Below are 17551 nucleotides of genomic sequence, written 5' to 3'. Positions count from 1 at the left end.
GCAGGGACAGGTCAACATGACGGCGGCGTACCTGTCAATACCGTTCAGTTGCTGCCAGATGAACCTGATGCATCGCCAACTATCCTTGAGAGAAGGTCCTTTGACGGATATTTCGGACCTGCCCGGCGGTCAGTTCGCAAATAGCCTCGCCTCGGCGTCGGCAATGATCTCCTCGGGGGTGGGCGGGTCCAGCAGCGTCGACACATAGCGGTCGACGCCCGGATCGCCGGACCTGCGGGCACGCTCCACCGCCTCGGTCACGTCGTAGCGGGTGGACCGGTGGGCGATGCCGGGACCGAGCAGCGTCCAGTAGGCGGTGCCCGGCTCGCCGCTGTGGTAGGGCAGGCCGACACTGCCGGGTCCGACACTGCGCCGACCGGCCACCGTCCGGTCGAACTGCAGATGGGTGTGGCCGGTGACGATGAGCCCCACCCCGGCGCCGACCGAGGCGTCCGCGCTCCCGGCCAGCTCGGCGAACCGCTCCGCCGACGTCCCCGGCGTGACCAGTTCGTGGTCGCTGCGCGGCGAGCCGTGGCAGAAGAAGGCCGTGCCCAGTGTCTCGATCTCCACCACCAGGCCGAACGGCACGGCCGCGAGGAAGGCCATCGCCTCGGCGGAGTGCCGGTCCGGGATCCACCGCTCGCGCGGCCGGTCCGGAGCGGGCTGCCGCACTCCCGACGCGATCTCCCTGGCGTAGCGGTCGCCGTTGCCGCGCACGCACAGGGCCCGCTCGCCCAGTCCGGCGATCAGCTCGTAGGTCGCCTGCGGCTCCGGTCCCCAGGTCAGATCCCCGCACAGGACGACCAGGTCGGCCGCGCGCACCTCCGGCTCGGCCAGCACCGCCGCCAGTGCCGCGACGTTGCCGTGGGTGTCGGAGAGCACCGCGACCCGTTCCACCGGCCCGTACCGCCGGGGCGGCCCCTCCCAGTCCACGGGGCCGTACCGCACCGTGTCGACACCCGACGCGTCTGCCTTGCCGGCCGCCTTCCTGGCCCGGTGGCCGTTGCGCGCGCCCGGCGGCGGGCCGATCAGCGGCCGCCGTTCGGCCGGGAGTCCCTCGACCAGCTGCGCCGCGATCACGATCCGGTCCCAGCGCGGACGGGGATCGCCCGGGTCGCCCAGCGCGTCCAGCGCCGCCGACAGCTCGGGCCCGGAGAGCCGACCGGGCCGGCGCAGCGCCTCGGGGACCGGGGCCGCGCCGGGGTCCAGCGGATGGGCGGGGTGGGCGGCGTAGAGCCGCCGCGCGGCGTCCAGCACGTCCGCCCCGGCCCGCGGCGGCGGTTCCTCGGCCGCCAGCACCGCCAGCACCGCCTCGCGCACCGGCCGGGGCAGCAGCACCCCCAGTTCGCGGACCAGGTCAGCGGGATCGTCCGGCGCGTGCACGAAGTTGAGGCACAGCAGCTCGCAGCCGAGCACGGTGCGCAGCGTCGCCGCGCCCGCGCCCTGCTTCCCGCGGTCGCCGGACGAGCCCTTCAGCTCGGCCAGCAGACCGGGCGCCGTCTCCCCCGGTGCCGCAGTGCCCTCGTGGCGCAGGGCGACCAGCAGGCAGGGGCCCGACTCCAGGATCAGGTCCACCGTCCGCACCACCGCCAGCGGCGCCGCGTTGAGCTGGTAGCGCCACAGCTCCCGATGGATCCGCGGGTCCAGTTCGAGCACTGCGCAGCCGAGTACCTGGAAACCGTGGTCGGCCAGGAAGGCCAGCGCGGGTTCGATCCGGCGGCCGACCACGGCATCGGGTTTGAACATCACAAAACTGCTGCGGCAGAGCATCCGGTCGAGTTGTTCGTCGTCCCACTGTTCCAGCAGGGCCGCGGTCTCGCGGAAGTAGATGTCGTCGGGGTAGACGGAGCGACGCACCGGATCCCGGGTGAACGGCAGCTGCAACAGGTCGTCAACAGCCATGAGGGCTCCACATGGTGATGTGTTGTCATGTCCCCGAACGCGGGCTAAAGTAGGCTAACTTTCTCGACCGAGCAGATCAAGAAGGGAGTCCACATGGTCGCCGCGAAGAAGGTCCGTATCAGGACCAAGTCGGTCAGTTGACCGCTCGTCAGGGTGATCAGGACTCGCTGTTCCTGCTCCTCGCGGGTCCTGGTCGCACCCGAATCCTTCGTCGGCACCGACCTCTTGACGGACGGCGCTGATGGGCAGCAGAGGGGCGTTGGACGTATCGGTCGACTCGCTGCGCGACCTCCTCGGCTCCGCGGACCCGGCCTCGCCGACCACCCGTGACGCCCTGCTGCGGACCGCGCGCGGGGACGGGCACAAACTGGCCGCGACCCTGCTCAGCCTCTGGGCGGCGGAGGGCCAGGATCTCAGCACCGCCGAACAGGCCGAACTCTCCGCCTGCCGCGAGCGGATCGGCCGCTACCGTCGGGTCTGGGACGAACTCCGTTTGCTGGCACCCGAGTTGTTCCTGCTGAAGGGCATGACGGTCGCCGCGCTCTATCCGCCCGGCGTGCTCCGCTCGGCCGGCGACCTCGACGTGGTCTGCCAGAGCCACCGCGACTTCTGGCGCTCCGCCCGCCATCTCACCGATTCCGATTGGGAGTTGGAGGCGTTCACGGTCGGTCCCGCCGAGCCCGGGGCGGGCGTCCCGTACCACCTCTTCGCCGAGTTCCGCAGGCCCGGCACGGGCCCGGACGGCGAGCCCGATCCCGAGGCCGAGCCCTATGCCGTCGGCCTGGTGACCGCCGAGATCGTGACCGACATCCGGCGTCCTGCCAAGCAGTTGGCCCGTCCGGTGCGTTCGGCCCCGGCCGCCAGCGCGGTCGCCCTGGTCGCCGAGCGCTGGGAGCGCCCGTTCCGCTCCCGCGACCTGCTGGACCTGTCGCTGCTGCTCGCCGATCCGGATCCAGCCGACCTGGCACAGGTGCACGCGGACCTCGACCGGATCGGTCTGTGGCCGGAGTGGCGCGAGGCGGTACGGGCCATCCGCCAGCTGGGCCGACCGGTCCCCGCCGCCTTCCCCGGCACCCGGTCGGGAGCCGCCCGGGAACGCTTGCTGCGCGGGGCCCGTGCGCTGCGCCGGTGGGCCAATCCGGTCCGCGTACTGGCCTTCGCGGCGCAGGCCGGGGTCGAGGACCGGGCCGGCCGGTTCGCCGACGCGGCCTCCGACCTGGTGCAGCGTCAGGTCGGCGGACGCCGCCTGCTGGCCGCGGGCGTGCCGCTGTTCGGCGTGCCTCTGGACGGACCTCCGGTGCCGGAACCGCGGCTCGACGACATCGGCCGCCACCTGGTGGCCCGCACCCCGATCGGCTCGTTCCTGCTGGTCGCCGGAGCCGCCCGGCAGGAATGGCTGGACGAGCTCGAGAAGAAGGGATCCTGATGCCGGCCTTGAGTGGCAACCAGCTCGCCGTCGAGACGCACGACCTGCGCCGGGAGTACCGCGCCCGGCGCGGCGCCGGCGTCACCGCGCTCGACGGGGTCTCGATCGAGGTGGCACAGGGCGAGGTGCACGGGCTGCTCGGCCCGAACGGCGCCGGCAAGACCACGCTGATGAAGATCCTCTCGACCGTGCTGCTGCCGACCGCCGGCAGCGGCCGGGTCCTCGGCCACGACCTGGCGACCGAGTACCGCCGGATCCGCCCGCTGCTCGGCATCGTGTTCGGCGGCGAACGCGGTGTCTACCCGCGCTTGACCGCCCGGCAGAACCTGCGCTACTGGGCCGCCCTCTACGGCCTGTCGACCGCCGCCGGCCGCAGCCGTACCGAGGAACTGCTCGACGAGTTCGGGCTGGCCGAGCGGGCCGGCGACCGGGTGGAGACCTACTCGGTCGGCATGCGCCAGCGGCTGCACCTGGCCCGGGGTATGGTGGCCGACCCGCGGGTGCTCCTGCTGGACGAACCCACCAACGGCCTGGACCCGCTCGCCGCACGCCAGTTGCGCGAACTGATCGGCCGGCTGGCGGGCGAGGGCCGGACCGTCCTGCTGGCCACCCACGACCTCGACGAGGCCGAACTGCTCTGCGACCGGGTCACGATGATCAACAACGGCCGGGTGGTCGCCGCGGAGGCACCGAAGACGCTGGCACGGCTGCTCTCCCGGCAGGAGCGCATCCGGGTCCGCGCCGACCCGGCCCTGCTCGACCAGGTCCGGGCGCTGCCGGAGGTGACCGAGGTGGCCGCTGCGGACGACGGCGCCGCCGTGGTCTCGGTCGGCAGCCAGGAGGCGGTCGGGCGGGTGCTCGCCTTCGTGGTCGCGGCCGGCGTCACGGAGGTGCGCACCGAGCTGCCCAACCTGGAGGAGGTCTACCTGCGGCTGGTCCACCGCAACGACGAGCGCAGCGTGGTGGCCAGGTGAGCCTGCTCGCCGCGGCCGGACGCTTCCAGGGACAGCTGGTGCTGACCCACCGCGACTACCTGATCGACCTGGTCCGCACGCCGCTGCTGGCCGCCGTCTTCCTGCTGCTGGTCCGGCACAGCGGGCAGCCCCAGCTGATCGCCTACGGACTGGTCGCGCCGGTGCTGATGGCGGTGTGGAGCATGGCCATGCTGATCTCCGGCGAGGTGGTCGACTCGGACCGCCAGCTGGGCACGCTGGAGCTGGTGATCGCGGCGCCGGTCGACTTCGCCCGACTGGTCGTCAGCCGGGTCTGGGTGACCACCACGATCAGCCTGCTGACGGTGGTGGAGGTGTTCGCGGTCTCGGTCCTCGGCTTCGGGATCACGCCCGAGGTGGACCACCCGGTGGTCCTGGTGCTCGGGCTGCTCGCCACCGCGGCGGCCACCGCCGGCGCGGCCGGCCTGATGGCGGCGCTCTTCGTGGCCACCCGCACCGCCCGTACCTTCCAGAACACCCTGAGCTATCCGTTCCTGCTGCTGGGCGGGGTGTTCGTGCCGCTCGACCGGCTGCCGGCCTGGACCCACCCGCTCGGCCGGCTGATCTACCTGTCCTGGAGCGCCGACCTGCTCCGCGCCGCACTGGCCCCCGCGCCGGTCGCCGGGGCGGCCTGGCGGATCTGCGTCATCCTCGGCCTGGGACTGCTCGCCGCGCTCGTCGGCAGGCTGGTGCTCGGACGCGTCGTCCGGATGGTGCGCGAGACCGGAACGGTTGGACTGCGATGACCTCTGGAATCACCCGACGGGTCCGCGTGCTGCTCTGGGCGGCGCGGGCCGGGGCCGCCGACCACAGCGCGGTCTTCACCTGGAAGACCTGGCTCTTCGGCTGGTTCGTGCGGATGCTGGCCCAGGTGCTCTTCTTCGCCACCGCCGGCAACCTGCTCGGCCCCGGCCAGGCCCGCTACCTGCTGGTGGGCAACGCGGTGCTGATGGTGGCGCTGCACGGCCTGTTCGCCACCGCTTCGACGACCTGGGAGCTGGAGAACGGCACGCTGCCGCTGCTGGTCGCCTCGCCCAGCAGCCCCTCCCTGGTGCTGACCGGACGCAGCCTGTTCTGGCTGCCGGACGGCGTCGCCTGCGGCCTCGGCGCGTTCCTGCTGCTCGGCCCGGTGGTGCACCTGCCGATAGGCCTCTCCGCGGTGGCGCTGGTGACCTGCCTGCTCGTGCTCGTCGGCCTGACCACCTACGCCCTGGGGCTGTTCCTCGGCTCGCTGGTGCTGACCGCCACGGACCTGCGCAACGTGGTGTCCAACGCGGCCCTGGTGGTGATGATGGCGCTGAGCGGGGTCGAGGTCCCGGCGAGCGCGGTCGGCCCGGTCCTGGGCCGGATCGGCGCGGCCCTGCCGCTGACCCACGGGCTGCTGGCGATCCGCCGGGTCCTGGACGGGCGCGGCGGGGGGCAGGTGGCGCTGCTCGCGGCGCAGGAGGCCCTGGTCGGCGCCTGCTGGCTGGCGGCGGCCGTCGCCGTGCTGACCCTGCGGGCCCGGCGGAGCCGGCGCGACGGGGCCGCACTGTTCCTGACCTGACGCCTGACGGTACGTCAACGGTGGGTGCCTCCCCGGAGCCGGCCGGGGAGGCACCCGCTGTCGGGCCGATCGGGCCGATTCAGGCCAGTCCGGCCTGCTCCACGGCCTCGGCGGCGGTGCGCAGCGCCTCGACCCGCTCGCCCAGGGTGTAGCCGCCCGGGGAGAGGTTGAGGGTGGTGACCCCGGCGGCGGCGTAGGCCTGCAGCCGGTCGGCCAGCCGGTCCCGGGTGCCGATCAGGGTGGTGGAGTCGATCAGCTGCTGCGGCACCGCGGCGGCCGCGCCGGCGTAGTCCTTGACCAGGTACTTCTCCTGGATCTCGTCGGCGGCCTGCTCGTAGCCCATCCGCCGGGTGATCCGGTTGTAGAAGTTCTGCTCCTTGCTGCCCATGCCGCCCACGTAGAGCGCGGTGTACTGGCGGAACAGGTTGGCCGCCAGGACCAGGTCCTCGGGCTTGTCGCTGGCGCTGACCGCGATCGGGACGTTGGGGGCCACGTCGAAGCCGTCCAGGGTCTTGCCGACCTTGGCACGCCCGGCGGTCAGGTGCTCCAGCGACAGCCCGGCCTGCTCCGGGGCGAAGAAGATGCCCAGCCAGCCGTCCGCGATCTCACCGGTCAGCTCCAGGTTCTTGGGGCCGATGGCGGCGATGTAGAGCGGGATGTGCTCGCGCACCGGGTGCACGGTGAGCTTCAGCGCCTTGCCGGGGCCGCCGGGCAGCGGCAGGGTCCAGTTGGCGCCGTCGTGGACCACCCGCTCGCGGGCCATCGCCTTGCGGATGATCTCGACGTACTCGCGGGTGCGGGCCAGCGGCTTGTCGAACTTGACGCCGTACCAGCCCTCGGAGACCTGCGGCCCGGAGACGCCCAGGCCGAGCCGGAACCGGCCGTCGGAGAGGGTGTCCAGGGTGGCGGCGGTCATCGCGGTCATGGTGGGGGTGCGGGCCGGGATCTGGAAGATCGCCGAGCCGACGTCGATGCGCTCGGTCTTGGCGGCGACGTAGGCCAGGACGGTCGCGGCGTCGGAGCCGTAGGCCTCGGCGGCCCAGCAGACCGCGAAGCCGAGCCGGTCCGCCTCCTGGGCGACGGCGATGTTGTCGGCGTCGTTGCCGAGGCCCCAGTAGCCGAGATTGATGCCGAGTCGCACGGTGCTGCCTCCGAAGGGTGTGGGCGTCACCGTGACTGTATCCGGGGCGGCGGCCGGAAGCTACTGGCCAGTACGGCCAACTGCTCACCCTCCCTTGCTGTGGGCCTGCACCGCATCGCACGATCGGCCCACTACGCTCACCCCACATGGAACTGCGACATCTGGGCCGGACCGGGCTCCGCGTCTCCCGGCTCGGCCTCGGCACCATGACCTGGGGCGAGGACATGGACGAGATCGACGCCGCGGAGCAGCTGAAGGCCTTCGTCGAGGCCGGCGGCAACCTCGTCGACACCGCCGACGTCTACGCCGACGGCGGCTCGGAGTACCTGCTGTCGCGGCTGATCGAGCAGTTCGTCCCGCGCTCGGACCTGGTGCTGGCGACCAAGGCGGGCAGCGTCCCCGACCAGGACCGGCGCTTCGACGGCTCGCGCGGCCATCTGCTGGCCGCCCTGGACGCCTCGCTGGCCCGGCTCGGCACCGACTACGTGGACCTGTGGCAGGTGCACGCGTTCGACCCGGACACGCCCACCGACGAGACCCTGCACGCCCTCGACCTGGCGGTCTCCTCTGGGCGGGCGCGCTACGTGGGGGTGTCCAACTTCTGCGGCTGGCAGCTGGCCAAGGCCGCGACCTGGCAGCGCGCGGTACCCGGCCGCACGCCCCTGGCGGGTACCCAGATGGAGTACTCGCTGCTGCAGCGCGGAATAGAGCGCGAGGTGCTGCCCGCGGCCCTGGACAGCGGGATGGGCCTGCTGGCCGCCTCCCCGCTCGGCCGCGGCGTGCTCACCGGCAAGTACCGGCACGGGACGCCGGCCGACTCCCGCGGGGCCTCGCCGTACTACTCGGCCTTCGTCCAGCCCTACCTGGACGAGCGCGGGCGGCGGATCGTGGACGCGGTCGCCACCGCGGCCGACGGACTGGCGGCGACCCCGCTGCAGGTCGCGCTGGCCTGGGTGCGGGACCGCCCCGGCGTGGTCGCCCCGATCGTGGGCGCACGGACCGCGGCGCAGCTCAACGCGGCGTTGTCAGTGGAGTCCCTTACGCTCCCGGAGGAGATCTGCCGAGCCCTGGACGACATCTCGGCGCCGATCCACTTCTACCCCGACCACGACTGGAGCGCGCTGTGACCGACGAGCCGAACCGGACGCTGACGGAGGACGGCCCCGCGACGCCTCCGGCCGCGCTGCCCTCGACGGAGCAGCTCGCCGAGGCGATCCGGGCCATGGGCGGCTCGGGCGCGGCCGAGGCGTCCGGCTCCGCCGCCCCGGCGTCCGCGGCGGGAGCGGCGGGCACCGCCTCGCCCGACGCCGCCCGGGCCGAGGCGCTGAAGGCCACCGCCGAGGTGCTGGCCGCCGGCGGCGCACCCGCCGAGCTGGTCACCGCGGTGGTCGCCACCCTGGGCGAGGGCGCCCCGACCGCGCTGCGCGAGGACCCCTGGTCACTGCTGGCGGTCCCCGGCGTCCGCCCCGAGCACGCCGACGGCTTCGCCCGCGGGCTGCTCGGCGACGCCTGCGGCCCGGACGACCCGCGCCGCGCCGAGGCGCTGGCGGTCTGGCTGCTGGAGCGGGCCGCGCTGCGCGGCCACACCGCGGTCGAGCTGTCCGCCGTCGGCGACGGGCTGCGCAAGCAGGGCGTCCCCGACCCGGAGGGATCGCTGGCGGCGATGCTCGGCGAGGGCCAGGTGATGGCCTTCCAGGAGGAGATCCAGCAGCCCGGGGCCGCGCCGCGCGCCGAGGACGACGAGGACGAGCCCCCGGTACGGGTCCTGCTCGCCCTGGACCGGCTGGCCCTGGCCGAGGAGAGCCTGGCCGACGGCCTGGTACGGCTGGTGTCCACCTTCGAGGGCGACCCGGTCGTCGGGACCGCCCCGGCGGAGGACGCGAGCGAGGGCGGGGGCGACGGTGGCGAGGCCGCCGAGGAGCCCGACGACAGTGCCGACGTCCCCGCGCTGGACTGGTCCGGCGCGGCCGGGGCGGCCCCGTCGGCCTCGGCCGGCGCGCTGATCCGGGCGGTCGCCGAGGCCGGACTGGTGCTGCACACCGGGGGCGAGGCCGCCCGCGCCGAACCGGTCGCCCTGGTGCGCGCGGCGCGCGGCCTGGGGCTGCGGGCCTGGGTCGCCGCCGCGACCGCCGACGGACGGCGCCGCCTGGACGACGAGGCCGCGGTCACCCTCGCCGGGCTGCTGGCCGGTACCGAGGGCCCGGGCCGCGCCCCGGACGGGACGCTAGCGCTGGACCTGCTGGTCGTCTGCGACGCCCCGGCGCTGGACGTGGAGCTCGCGGCCACCCTGGTCGAGTCGGTCGCCGACGGCGCCCGGCTGGTGCTCAGCGGCGACCCGGCGGTGCTGTGGTCCGCGGGCCCGGGACGGGTGTTCGCCGACGTCCTGGCCGCCAAGGCCTGCCCCGCCGTCGCCTCGCGCACCCCCGACTTCGGCCCGATCGGCGAGCTGGCGTCCGGGATCGGCATCGGCGAGCTGCTCCCGGTCGAGGCGCCCGGCAAGGAGGTCGTGATCGTCACGGCCAAGGACGGCGCCGAGGCGGTGCACCGGGCCCTGCAGCTGGTCCACGACTCCATTCCGCGGGCCCTGGGCATCCCGGCTGAGCAGGTCAGGGTGGTGACACCGGGCCACGGCGGCCCGGCCGGCACCCGGGCCCTCAACGCGGCGCTCAAGCAGCGGTTCAACCCCGGTCCCGGCACCTTCGGCGGCTTCGACCCCGGCGACGCCGTGGTGCACTCCCCCGCCCCCGGCGTGGCCCGTCCCGGCACGCTGCGGGCCGGCGGGGCCGCCGGGCTGGTGCTGGACTGCGAGGGCGAGGAGGTGCGGGTGCCGCGCGAACAGGTCGCCGGAACCGTCCGCCACGGCTGGGCGCTGACCGCCCATCAGGCCACCGGGCGGCGCTGGCCCGGCGTGGTGGTGCTGCTCGCCCCCGAGGCGGCGCCCGAGCTGACCCGGCAGTGGGTGTACACGGCGTTCAGCCGGGCCGAGCAGCACCTCTCCGTGGTGCACGCGGTCGGCCCGGCCCTGCCCCAGGCCGTCGCCACGGTCCCGGCCCAGCCCCGGACCACCCGCCTCCGGGGGGTCCTCACCGAACAGGTGGCCGGGCTGGCGGAGTGACCTGCGGCGTGTGCCCGGCTGGGCGCGCAGTTCCCCGCGCCCCTGGGTAGGTGCCACTTTCCCGCTGTGGGTCGGTTGCAGCCTCCTGGGGGCGCGGGGAACTGCGCGCCCAGCCACCCACGACCCGCGCCCGAGAACCCGGCCCCTACCGCTCGGGATCCAACGGCTCCAGTTCGTCGTCGTAGACCTCACTGACGTCGAACCGGCAGATCAACAGATCCGGATCGGCGTCGTCGAACGGCTCGGAGAGCCAGTCCCCCGGCTCGGCCGGGTCCGCGGCGGTGACCCACAGCGTGGAGTCCCCCTCCTCCAGACCGAACTCCTCGGCCCGGGAGGCGATCTCGTCCGGCTCGTACTCGCCGAACAGCGCCCCGAGCGCCCCGCTCACGCTGGCGGACACCGGCCCCGGGTCCGCGGCCGTGGTGCCGTCGATCCGCAGCGCCGCGGCGCGCAGCCGCAGCGGGTCGGTGATCAGGTAGTCCCTGCGGATCAGCACGCTGATCGCCTCCGGGTCGTCCGGGTCCGCGTACTGCGACAGTTCGCTGTCGTGCGGGACCTCGAACGGGGTGACCTCGTCGTAGGCGTCGTAGAGGACTTCGTCATAGGCGTCCGCGGCCTCCGCGAGGGCCGCGTAGGCGGTGGCGACACCGGGGTCGTTCTCCCCGGTGCGGGCTTCGACGGCGGCCAGATGGCGGTCGATGGCGGCCTTGACCGCCTCGGCGGCGCTTCGTACCTCGGCGATGGTGGGCTGCGCGACATCAGGCATGGTGCTGACGCTATCCGCTGTTGGGCCCGTAGTGCACAGAAGTTATCCGGTCGCGCCCGATTCGGGCACCTGGATTTCCCGGGGAGCGCTCCCCGCGCGCCTTCCGGGGCGCTCACCCGTCCGTGCGAAGCCCGGTTCGGGCCCCTGTCCAGGCGGCAGCCTTCGTGGGACCCTGACCGGACCAGGTTCGGCACCGGGCTGAACCCCTGTCAGATCCGATCAGCCGTGTCAGCGGCCCGTCGTAGGCTTGACCCAGAGCGCTCTGCAGGAGGAAAGACTTGGCAGCACCAAAGATCGTCCAACAGCCCGAGTACGAGTTCCGCTCCATGCTCCTGCCCCGCGACGTCTCCCGGAACGAGGCCCGGCGCCTGCTGACGGAGCAGGCGGAGTACGGACACTGGGAGTTGGACCGACTGCGACTCTTCCCGGACGGCCGCCGCAAGGTGGTGCTCCGACGGAAGATCATCCGTCAGGTCCGCACCTGGTCGTTGCTCTCGGACTGAGGCAATAGCCGACATAACGGACAAGGGGTGGTACGCACCGACGGTGCGCACCACCCCTTCCTCGCTGCCGGAGTCCCTCGCTCCTGGAGCCGTCAGCGCTGCCCGGCGCGGGAGCGGCGGTAGAGCAGCAGCCCGCCCAGGGCCAGCGCGGCCCCGGTCGGCAGCATCAGCATGGTGTCGCCGGCGCCGGTGGAGGCGAGCACCGCCTGGGTGGGCGTGGCGGCGGCCGGGGCGGTCCGGCTGACCTTGGCCACCGTCTGCGGGGGCGGCGGGGAGCCGTGGTGCATGGGCGGGGTGACCGGCGGCGTCGCCGGCGGCGTGACCGGGGGCGGCGGCTGCGGGTGGGTCCGGACCGGCGGCGGGGTGCAGGAGCAGTGCTCCGGCGGAGTCCCCTTGCCGCCGCCGGGGTGCGACCCGGTCGGCGGGGTGGGCGTGTGGACGCCGCTGCCGCCGCCGTGGTTGGCGCAGCTGTTGCCGTGGGCGCTGTTGCCCGCGCCGACCACGTCGACGGAGTCGCCGCAGAGGTTCAGCGGCACCGACACGGGTGCCGCGACGGCGTTGCCCGAGCCGACGCCCGGGGAGTGGTGGGCACCGCCCTGGCTGGCGGCCCCGCCGCCGGAGCCCTTCGAGCCGCCCGGGCCCTTGGCGTGCCCGGCGCCGTTGCCGCAGTGGTTGCCCATGGCCGGGTTGAGCAGCCCGACCACGTTGATCGTGTCGCCGCACACGTTCACCGGGACGTCGACGGGCACCTGGACCGCGTTGCCCGATCCGACCCCGGGCGAGTCGGAGGCGGAGCCCGCGGCTCCGGCGTCCGCGTAGGCATAGCCTGCAGTTGATGCGAGGACGCTCCCGGTCGCCATGACCGTGAGAAGTCCGCGTCTGGCAGCTTGTCGCATGAATTGCCCTGCCCTCAGTTTGTCTGTGATTCCGTACGGGACGTTGGCCTGCATTGACGTGATGTTTCACGTAACGAGAGGCCGGGGCCCCGGTTCATGGCGGTTTACGCCTTTCACCAGTCCGGGTGAGACTTCACCACCCGATTGACGCCGTGCCGACGATGCGGCCCCGGGGGGCATGGCGCGCCTCCCGGGACCGCATGTGTGAGAAAAGTCCGGAATCAACCGGTGGATATCAGTTGTTCTCGCAGCTGTTGCCGAAGGCCGGGTTCAGCAGCCCGATGACGCTGATCGTGTTGCCGCAGACGTTCACCGGGATGTGGACCGGAACCTGGATGACGTTGCCGGAGAGAACGCCCGGGGAACCCCAGGCAGCGCCCTCGGCGGAGGCCCCTCCGTGGGCGGACGCGACCCCCGCGCCGGCGAGAACCAGGCCACCCGTGGCAGCAACAACCGCAGCGATCTTCTTGACCTGCATAATGTCCTCCTAGTCGACGTCGCAGCCCGTTCGGCGGGCTGCATATGAGTGAACGAGGCTGCGGCAAACGGGGTACTAGTCGGCTCGGCCATTCACCCGCAACGGTGATCCACTCAAACGCCCGATCGAAATACCGGCAGGCCCGGGTGCACGCGTACGGAAAAGACGAAGCCCGCCGCACCCGGAATCACCGGATACGGCGGGCTTCGACGGAATTCAGCAGGCGTCGATGAATCGGTCCAGCACCCGGACGCCGAACGTCAGCCCGTCCACCGGCACCCGCTCGTCGACCCCGTGGAACATCCCGGCGAAGTCCAGCTCCGGGGGCAGCCGCAACGGGGCGAAGCCGAAGCAGCGGATCCCCAGCTCGCTGAAGGACTTGGCGTCCGTGCCGCCGGAGAGGGTGTAGGGGACGGCGCGGGCGATCGGGTCCTCCGCGCTGAGCGCGCGCTGCATCGCCGCCACCAGCGGGCCGTCGAAGTCGGTCTCCACCGCCTTGTCCTCGTGCACCGTCTCGCGGCGGATCCGCGGCCCGAGGACGCGGTCCAGCTCCTCGTGGAACTCGTCCTTGAAACCGGGCAGGTAGCGGCCGTCGACGTGGGCCGTGGCCTGGCCGGGGATGACGTTCACCTTGTAGCCGGCGCCGAGCATGGTGGGCTGGGCGGTGTTGCGCAGGGTCGCGCCGATCAGCTTGGCGATGCCGCCGAGCCGCTCCAGCGTGGAGTCCATGTCCTCGGGGTCGAGCTCCACGCCGAGCGCGTCGGAGAGCTCGTCCAGGAAGTGCCGCACGCTCTTGGTGACCCGCACCGGGAACTGGTGCCGTCCGAGCCGGGCGACCGCCTCGCACAGCTCGGTGATCGCGTTGTCCTTGTTGGTCATCGAGCCGTGGCCCGCGGTGCCGTCCACGGTCAGGCGCATCCAGTGCATGCCCTTCTCCGCGGTCTCCACCAGGTAGAGGCGGAGGTTCTCGTTCACGGTGAAGGAGAAGCCGCCGACCTCGCCGATCGCCTCGGTGACGCCCTCGAAGAGACCGGGGTGCTTGTCCACCAGGTGGTGCGCGCCGAAGACGCCGCCGGCCTCCTCGTCGGCCAGGAAGGCCAGCACGATGTCGCGCGGGGGCTTGCGTCCGCTGCGGAGCCGGTCGCGGACGACCGCGAGGGTCATCGCGTCCATGTCCTTCATGTCCACCGCGCCGCGGCCCCAGACGCAGCCGTCCGCGATCTCCCCGGCGAAGGGGTGGTGGGTCCAGTCGTCCGCGTTGGCCGGCACCACGTCGGTGTGCCCGTGGATCAGCAGCGCCGGACGTGAGGGGTCCTCGCCCGCGATCCGGGCCACCGTGCTGGCCCGGCCCTTGGCGGACTCGAAGATCTCCGGCTCCAGGCCCACCTCGGCGAGCTTCTCGGCCACGTACTCGGCCGCCGCCCGCTCCCCCGGCCCGGATCCGTCGCCGTAGTTGCTGGTGTCGATCCGGATCAGCTCGCGGCAGAGGTCGGCGACCTCGCTCTCCCCGGTCACCCGCGTCGGATTGGTCTCGCTCACGCTGTCCAGCCTCTCTCCGTACGGCACCGGCGCCCCCTCCGCTCCACCCCGGGGGTCCACCGGCATGATCCCGCCATCCTCTCCCCTCCGCCCCCCGATCCCAACCCCCGCCCACGTCCCTGCCCGCATCTGCGCAGGTCGAGCGACCGGGAACGCGTTCGGAACCCCGGCTGATCTTTGCTATGGTTATCCACGTCAGCGCGACGGAGACGCCGCGATGACCACCCGGTCCGGGTGGCGGAATGGCAGACGCGCTAGCTTGAGGTGCTAGTGCCCTTCGGGGCGTGGGGGTTCAAGTCCCCCCTCGGACACAGAAGTGTTTCCAGCAGTATCCCCCAGTGGTGCGGACCGGGCTCAGGCCCGGTCCGCACCACTGTTTTCGCAGCTGTCAGGCGCGAGCGGGCTTGCGGTTGCGGCGGCCGGACAGCAGGCCGAAGCCGGCGCCGAGGGCGACCAGGCCCATTCCGCCGGCGGTCATGGCGCCCTGGGTACCCCCGACGGCGACGGCAGCGACCGCGGCCACGGCACCGTTGAAGAGGAACAGGAACCACAGCACCGGCCTGGTAGACAGGAACGCCTTGATCCGCGGCTTCTGCGCCAGCAGGGTGCCCATCAGCAGCGAGAGGGCGATGCCGCCCCAGGTGACCGCGGACTTCTCGGCACCGTCGAAGAACCGACCCGCGGACACCGTCGCGGCTATGGCGAAGACGAAGACGCCCCACATCAGGACGTCACGGGTCAGGGTCTTCAGACGGGCGGGCAGCGTGGTCGTCATGACGGGGGTCCGTCCTTTCACAGAGGGGGTCGGTCTCGGAACTCGATGCCTTGGTGCTGGTCACCGACTTGTTCCAGACTCTCCGACCGACCCCCCTCCCGTCGTCGTCCAGGTGCAGGCAGCTCGACTACTGCACCTCCCGTAGCACCGGCCGCCGCCTACCGGCCGTTCGGCACCGCGCCGACGGCGGCGTTGGCGCGGTCGAGGATGTCCTGTACCCGGGCGAGGCCCATGCCGCCGCCGAGGGAGGTCAGGAAGCGTTGGACGGGGGTCGAACCGATCATCTTGAGGATGTCCAGGCCCATCCCGGCCGCCTGGGAGTCGCCGAGCCCGCCGAAGGCGGCTCCGAACAGCTCGCCCAGCTCCGCGGCGGCGACCGGGTTGGCGAGCACCTCGGTGATGGAGGAGCCCGGGGTGAGCGGTACCGGGGCGTGGTCCCCGGTGAGGGCGAGCTGCCCGGTCAGCCGGATGTCCCGGCTGGAGGCGCCGACGCCGACGGTGTACTCGCCGCCCTCCACCACCCAGCGGTCCAGCGCGGTGTGCCAGTAGGCCAGGTCCTCGCGGCGCACCTGGACGGTGACCTCGCGTTCCTCGCCCGGCTCCAGCCAGACCGGGGCGAAGCCCTTCAGCTCCTGCTCGGGGCGCACCACGGTCGAGCCGGCCACGCCGGTGTACACCTGGACGATCTCCCGCCCGGCGCGGGAACCGGTGTTCGCGACCCGCAGGCGCACCGTGACGCCCTCGGCGCTCCCCTCCAGCACCAGGTCCGAGTAGCGGAAGGTGGCGTAGGAGAGTCCATGGCCGAAGGGGAAGGTGACCTCCAGCTTCCGTGCGTCGTACCAGCGGTAGCCCATGAACAGGCCCTCGCCGTACCGGACGTGGAGGTTCTCGCCGGGGAAGTTCAGAAAGGCCGGGGTGGACTCGATGCGCTCCGGGACGGTCTCGGCGAGCCGCCCGGAGGGGTTGACCCGCCCGAAGAGCACGTCCGCGACGGCCCCGCCGGCCGCCTGGCCGGACAGCCCGCAGTCGAGCACCGCCGCCGCGTGGTCGACCAGCGGGGCCAGGCGGAGCACCCCGCCGTGCGCCAGCACGACCACCGTGCGCGGCTGCACCCGGTGCACCGCCCGCAGCAACTCCAGCTGCTCCTGGGGAAGTTCGATGGAGGTGCGGTCAAAGCCCTCTGCCTCCTGCGAGCCGGCCAGCCCGAGGAAGATGACGGCGGTGCGGCTACGGGCGGCCAGCTCCACCGCCTCGCGCAGCAGCGCCGGGTCGTCGGGGGCTGCGTCGGTGGCCGCGTCGGTGGTGAACCCCGGTGCGTACTCCACCAGGGCCTCCCCGGCCAGCGCCCGGATCTCGTCCAGCGGGACGTCGATCCGGGTGGCGGTGACGTAGGAGCTGCCGCCGCCCTGGCAGCGCGGCTTGACCGCGAACTCGCCGATGACGGCGAGCGGGCCCTCGGCGTCGACCAGGGGCAGCACCGCGTCGTCGTTCTTCAGCAGTACCAGGCCCTGCGCCGCGGCTTCCCGGGCCAGCGCGTGGTGCTCGTCCACGTCCCAGCGGGTGTCGGGGCGTGCGGCCGCCTTCGCATGGCGGGCGAGGCGGGCCACCCGTTGGGCGGCCTGCTCGACCTGCCGGGCCGACAGGTACCCGGCCAGGACGGCGTGGACCAGTGCGCGGTCGTGCCTGCCGCGGTCGGCCGGCATCTCCAGGTCGAGCCCGGCCCGCACCGAGGCCACCCGGTCGTCGACCGCCCCCCAGTCGCTGAGCACCGCGCCCTCGAAGCCCCACTCGCCGCGCAGCACATCGGTGAGCAGCCAGCGGTCCTCGGCGGCGGGCACGCCGTTGATGCGGTTGTAGGAGCACATCACCGTCCACGGCTGGGCGTCGCGCACCACCCGCTGGAAGGCGCGCAGGTAGATCTCCCGCAGTGGCCTGGCGTCCACGTCGGAGCTGCTGCGGAAGCGCTCGTGCTCGGTGTTGTTGGCCGCGAAGTGCTTGAGCGAGGCGCCGACCCCCTGGCTCTGCAGGCCCTGCACATAGGCGCTCGCCAGCACGCCGGTCAGGTACGGGTCCTCGGAGTAGTACTCGAAGTTGCGGCCCGCACGCGGGTCGCGCTTCATGTTGACGCCGGGGCCGAGCAGCACCTGCACGCCGGCTGCCTGCGCCTCGGTGCCCAGGGCCCGGGCCACCCGGTGCACCAGCTCCGGGTTCCAGGTCTGGGCCATGACGGTGGCGCAGGGGAAGGCAGTGGCGGGCAGCGCAGGGCGCAGGCCGAGGTGGTCGGCGCCCTGGCTCATGTCCTGCATGCGCACCCCGGCGGAGCCGTCGACCAGGGTGATGGCCGGGACGTCGCCCACGGCCTTGGTGGAGGTGAAGCCGCCACCGCTGCCGAGCGCCGCCTGCTCCTCGGTGGTCAGCTGCAGGGGTTCGGTGTGCTGGGTCGTCATGCTGTCGCTTTCGCCGGTGAGGTGG

General features: G+C 73.0%; 15 protein-coding genes and 1 tRNA gene. 8 read left to right on the top strand and 8 right to left on the bottom strand.

All coding sequences use genetic code 11. From position 1 onward, the window contains the following. Positions 1-129: 129 nt before the first annotated feature. Positions 130-1902 carry a metallophosphoesterase family protein gene (locus IF29_RS45060; protein ID WP_084714516.1) on the bottom strand — a complete coding sequence of 591 codons (1773 nt, stop codon included), beginning with the start codon at positions 1900-1902 and terminating at the stop codon, positions 130-132. A 241-nt stretch (positions 1903-2143) separates the two neighbouring features. Here IF29_RS45060 and IF29_RS0118830 point away from each other — a divergent pair, with 241 nt between their 5' ends. The 4 genes from IF29_RS0118830 to IF29_RS0118815 are packed head-to-tail and all read left to right on the top strand — an operon-like array spanning position 2144 to position 5866. Beyond that, complete coding sequence (locus IF29_RS0118830) at positions 2144-3328, top strand: hypothetical protein (protein WP_157623820.1); 1185 nt, start codon at positions 2144-2146, stop codon at positions 3326-3328. Continuing rightward, positions 3328-4302, top strand: a complete 975-nt coding sequence (locus IF29_RS0118825) for an ABC transporter ATP-binding protein (protein ID WP_030256144.1) — start codon at positions 3328-3330, stop codon at positions 4300-4302. The genes IF29_RS0118830 and IF29_RS0118825 overlap by 1 nt, the downstream gene beginning before the upstream one ends. Further along, the gene (locus IF29_RS0118820; RefSeq protein ID WP_030256141.1) at positions 4299-5066 is read left to right on the top strand and encodes an ABC transporter permease; all 768 of its coding nucleotides are present in this window, start codon (positions 4299-4301) and stop codon (positions 5064-5066) included. The genes IF29_RS0118825 and IF29_RS0118820 overlap by 4 nt, the downstream gene beginning before the upstream one ends. Beyond that, positions 5063-5866 carry an ABC transporter permease gene (locus IF29_RS0118815; RefSeq protein WP_030256138.1) on the top strand — a complete coding sequence of 268 codons (804 nt, stop codon included), beginning with the start codon at positions 5063-5065 and terminating at the stop codon, positions 5864-5866. The genes IF29_RS0118820 and IF29_RS0118815 overlap by 4 nt, the downstream gene beginning before the upstream one ends. A gap of 79 nt (positions 5867-5945) precedes the next feature. On the opposite strand, the gene IF29_RS0118810 is transcribed toward IF29_RS0118815, so the two are convergent. Next, complete coding sequence (locus IF29_RS0118810) at positions 5946-7007, bottom strand: LLM class F420-dependent oxidoreductase (protein WP_030256135.1); 1062 nt, start codon at positions 7005-7007, stop codon at positions 5946-5948. A 146-nt stretch (positions 7008-7153) separates the two neighbouring features. On the opposite strand from IF29_RS0118810, the gene IF29_RS0118805 reads away from it, so the two are divergent. Further along, positions 7154-8134, top strand: a complete 981-nt coding sequence (locus IF29_RS0118805) for an aldo/keto reductase (RefSeq protein ID WP_030256132.1) — start codon at positions 7154-7156, stop codon at positions 8132-8134. Beyond that, positions 8131-10122 (top strand): helix-hairpin-helix domain-containing protein, encoded by a 1992-nt coding sequence (locus IF29_RS0118800; protein ID WP_051725494.1) that lies wholly within the window; start codon positions 8131-8133, stop codon positions 10120-10122. Before IF29_RS0118805 ends, IF29_RS0118800 begins: the two co-directional genes overlap by 4 nt. A gap of 145 nt (positions 10123-10267) precedes the next feature. Here the strand turns inward: IF29_RS0118800 and IF29_RS0118795 are convergent, their stop codons facing one another. Continuing rightward, positions 10268-10888 carry a hypothetical protein gene (locus tag IF29_RS0118795; RefSeq protein WP_030256126.1) on the bottom strand — a complete coding sequence of 207 codons (621 nt, stop codon included), beginning with the start codon at positions 10886-10888 and terminating at the stop codon, positions 10268-10270. A 293-nt stretch (positions 10889-11181) separates the two neighbouring features. Between IF29_RS0118795 and IF29_RS42155 the strand changes: the two genes are divergently transcribed. After that, positions 11182-11391, top strand: a complete 210-nt coding sequence (locus tag IF29_RS42155; protein ID WP_269084274.1) for a DUF5703 family protein — start codon at positions 11182-11184, stop codon at positions 11389-11391. 92 nt (positions 11392-11483) lie between these two features. Here IF29_RS42155 and IF29_RS0118785 read toward each other — a convergent pair whose 3' ends face one another. The 3 genes from IF29_RS0118785 to IF29_RS0118775 form a co-directional block, all read right to left on the bottom strand. Next, positions 11484-12251 carry a chaplin gene (locus tag IF29_RS0118785; protein WP_380523273.1) on the bottom strand — a complete coding sequence of 256 codons (768 nt, stop codon included), beginning with the start codon at positions 12249-12251 and terminating at the stop codon, positions 11484-11486. A gap of 271 nt (positions 12252-12522) precedes the next feature. Beyond that, positions 12523-12765: a chaplin gene (locus tag IF29_RS0118780; RefSeq protein WP_030256119.1), complete on the bottom strand. Its 243-nt coding sequence runs from the start codon at positions 12763-12765 to the stop codon at positions 12523-12525. Positions 12766-12981: 216 nt separating this feature from the next. Beyond that, complete coding sequence (locus tag IF29_RS0118775) at positions 12982-14304, bottom strand: M20/M25/M40 family metallo-hydrolase (RefSeq protein WP_030256117.1); 1323 nt, start codon at positions 14302-14304, stop codon at positions 12982-12984. 228 nt (positions 14305-14532) lie between these two features. Between IF29_RS0118775 and IF29_RS0118770 the strand changes: the two genes are divergently transcribed. Next, a tRNA-Leu gene (locus IF29_RS0118770) sits at positions 14533-14615 on the top strand. 77 nt (positions 14616-14692) lie between these two features. Here the strand turns inward: IF29_RS0118770 and IF29_RS47710 are convergent. Both IF29_RS47710 and IF29_RS0118760 read right to left on the bottom strand, forming a co-directional pair. Continuing rightward, on the bottom strand, positions 14693-15079 hold the full coding sequence (locus IF29_RS47710; protein WP_030256115.1) for a hypothetical protein: 387 nt from the start codon (positions 15077-15079) through the stop codon (positions 14693-14695). Between the two features lie 158 nt (positions 15080-15237). After that, positions 15238-17526, bottom strand: coding sequence for a glycoside hydrolase family 3 C-terminal domain-containing protein (locus IF29_RS0118760; protein WP_030256112.1), 2289 nt, complete (start codon positions 17524-17526; stop codon positions 15238-15240). Positions 17527-17551 lie beyond the last annotated feature (25 nt).

This window comes from Streptacidiphilus jeojiense (genome assembly GCF_000719095.1).
Taxonomy (GTDB): domain Bacteria; phylum Actinomycetota; class Actinomycetes; order Streptomycetales; family Streptomycetaceae; genus Streptacidiphilus; species Streptacidiphilus jeojiensis.
Note: the sequence above shows the minus strand (reverse complement) of the source record. Positions and strands in the feature narration are given on the sequence as shown.

Coding starts and splice junctions, on each gene's coding strand:
- IF29_RS45060 (WP_084714516.1), bottom strand. CDS start 1,902: ATGGCTGTTGACGACCTGTTGCAGCTGCCGTTCACCCGGGATCCGGTG.
- IF29_RS0118830 (WP_157623820.1), top strand. CDS start 2,144: ATGGGCAGCAGAGGGGCGTTGGACGTATCGGTCGACTCGCTGCGCGAC.
- IF29_RS0118825 (WP_030256144.1), top strand. CDS start 3,328: ATGCCGGCCTTGAGTGGCAACCAGCTCGCCGTCGAGACGCACGACCTG.
- IF29_RS0118815 (WP_030256138.1), top strand. CDS start 5,063: ATGACCTCTGGAATCACCCGACGGGTCCGCGTGCTGCTCTGGGCGGCG.
- IF29_RS0118805 (WP_030256132.1), top strand. CDS start 7,154: ATGGAACTGCGACATCTGGGCCGGACCGGGCTCCGCGTCTCCCGGCTC.
- IF29_RS0118795 (WP_030256126.1), bottom strand. CDS start 10,888: ATGCCTGATGTCGCGCAGCCCACCATCGCCGAGGTACGAAGCGCCGCC.
- IF29_RS0118785 (WP_380523273.1), bottom strand. CDS start 12,251: ATGGCGACCGGGAGCGTCCTCGCATCAACTGCAGGCTATGCCTACGCG.
- IF29_RS0118780 (WP_030256119.1), bottom strand. CDS start 12,765: ATGCAGGTCAAGAAGATCGCTGCGGTTGTTGCTGCCACGGGTGGCCTG.
- IF29_RS47710 (WP_030256115.1), bottom strand. CDS start 15,079: ATGACGACCACGCTGCCCGCCCGTCTGAAGACCCTGACCCGTGACGTC.
- IF29_RS0118760 (WP_030256112.1), bottom strand. CDS start 17,526: ATGACGACCCAGCACACCGAACCCCTGCAGCTGACCACCGAGGAGCAG.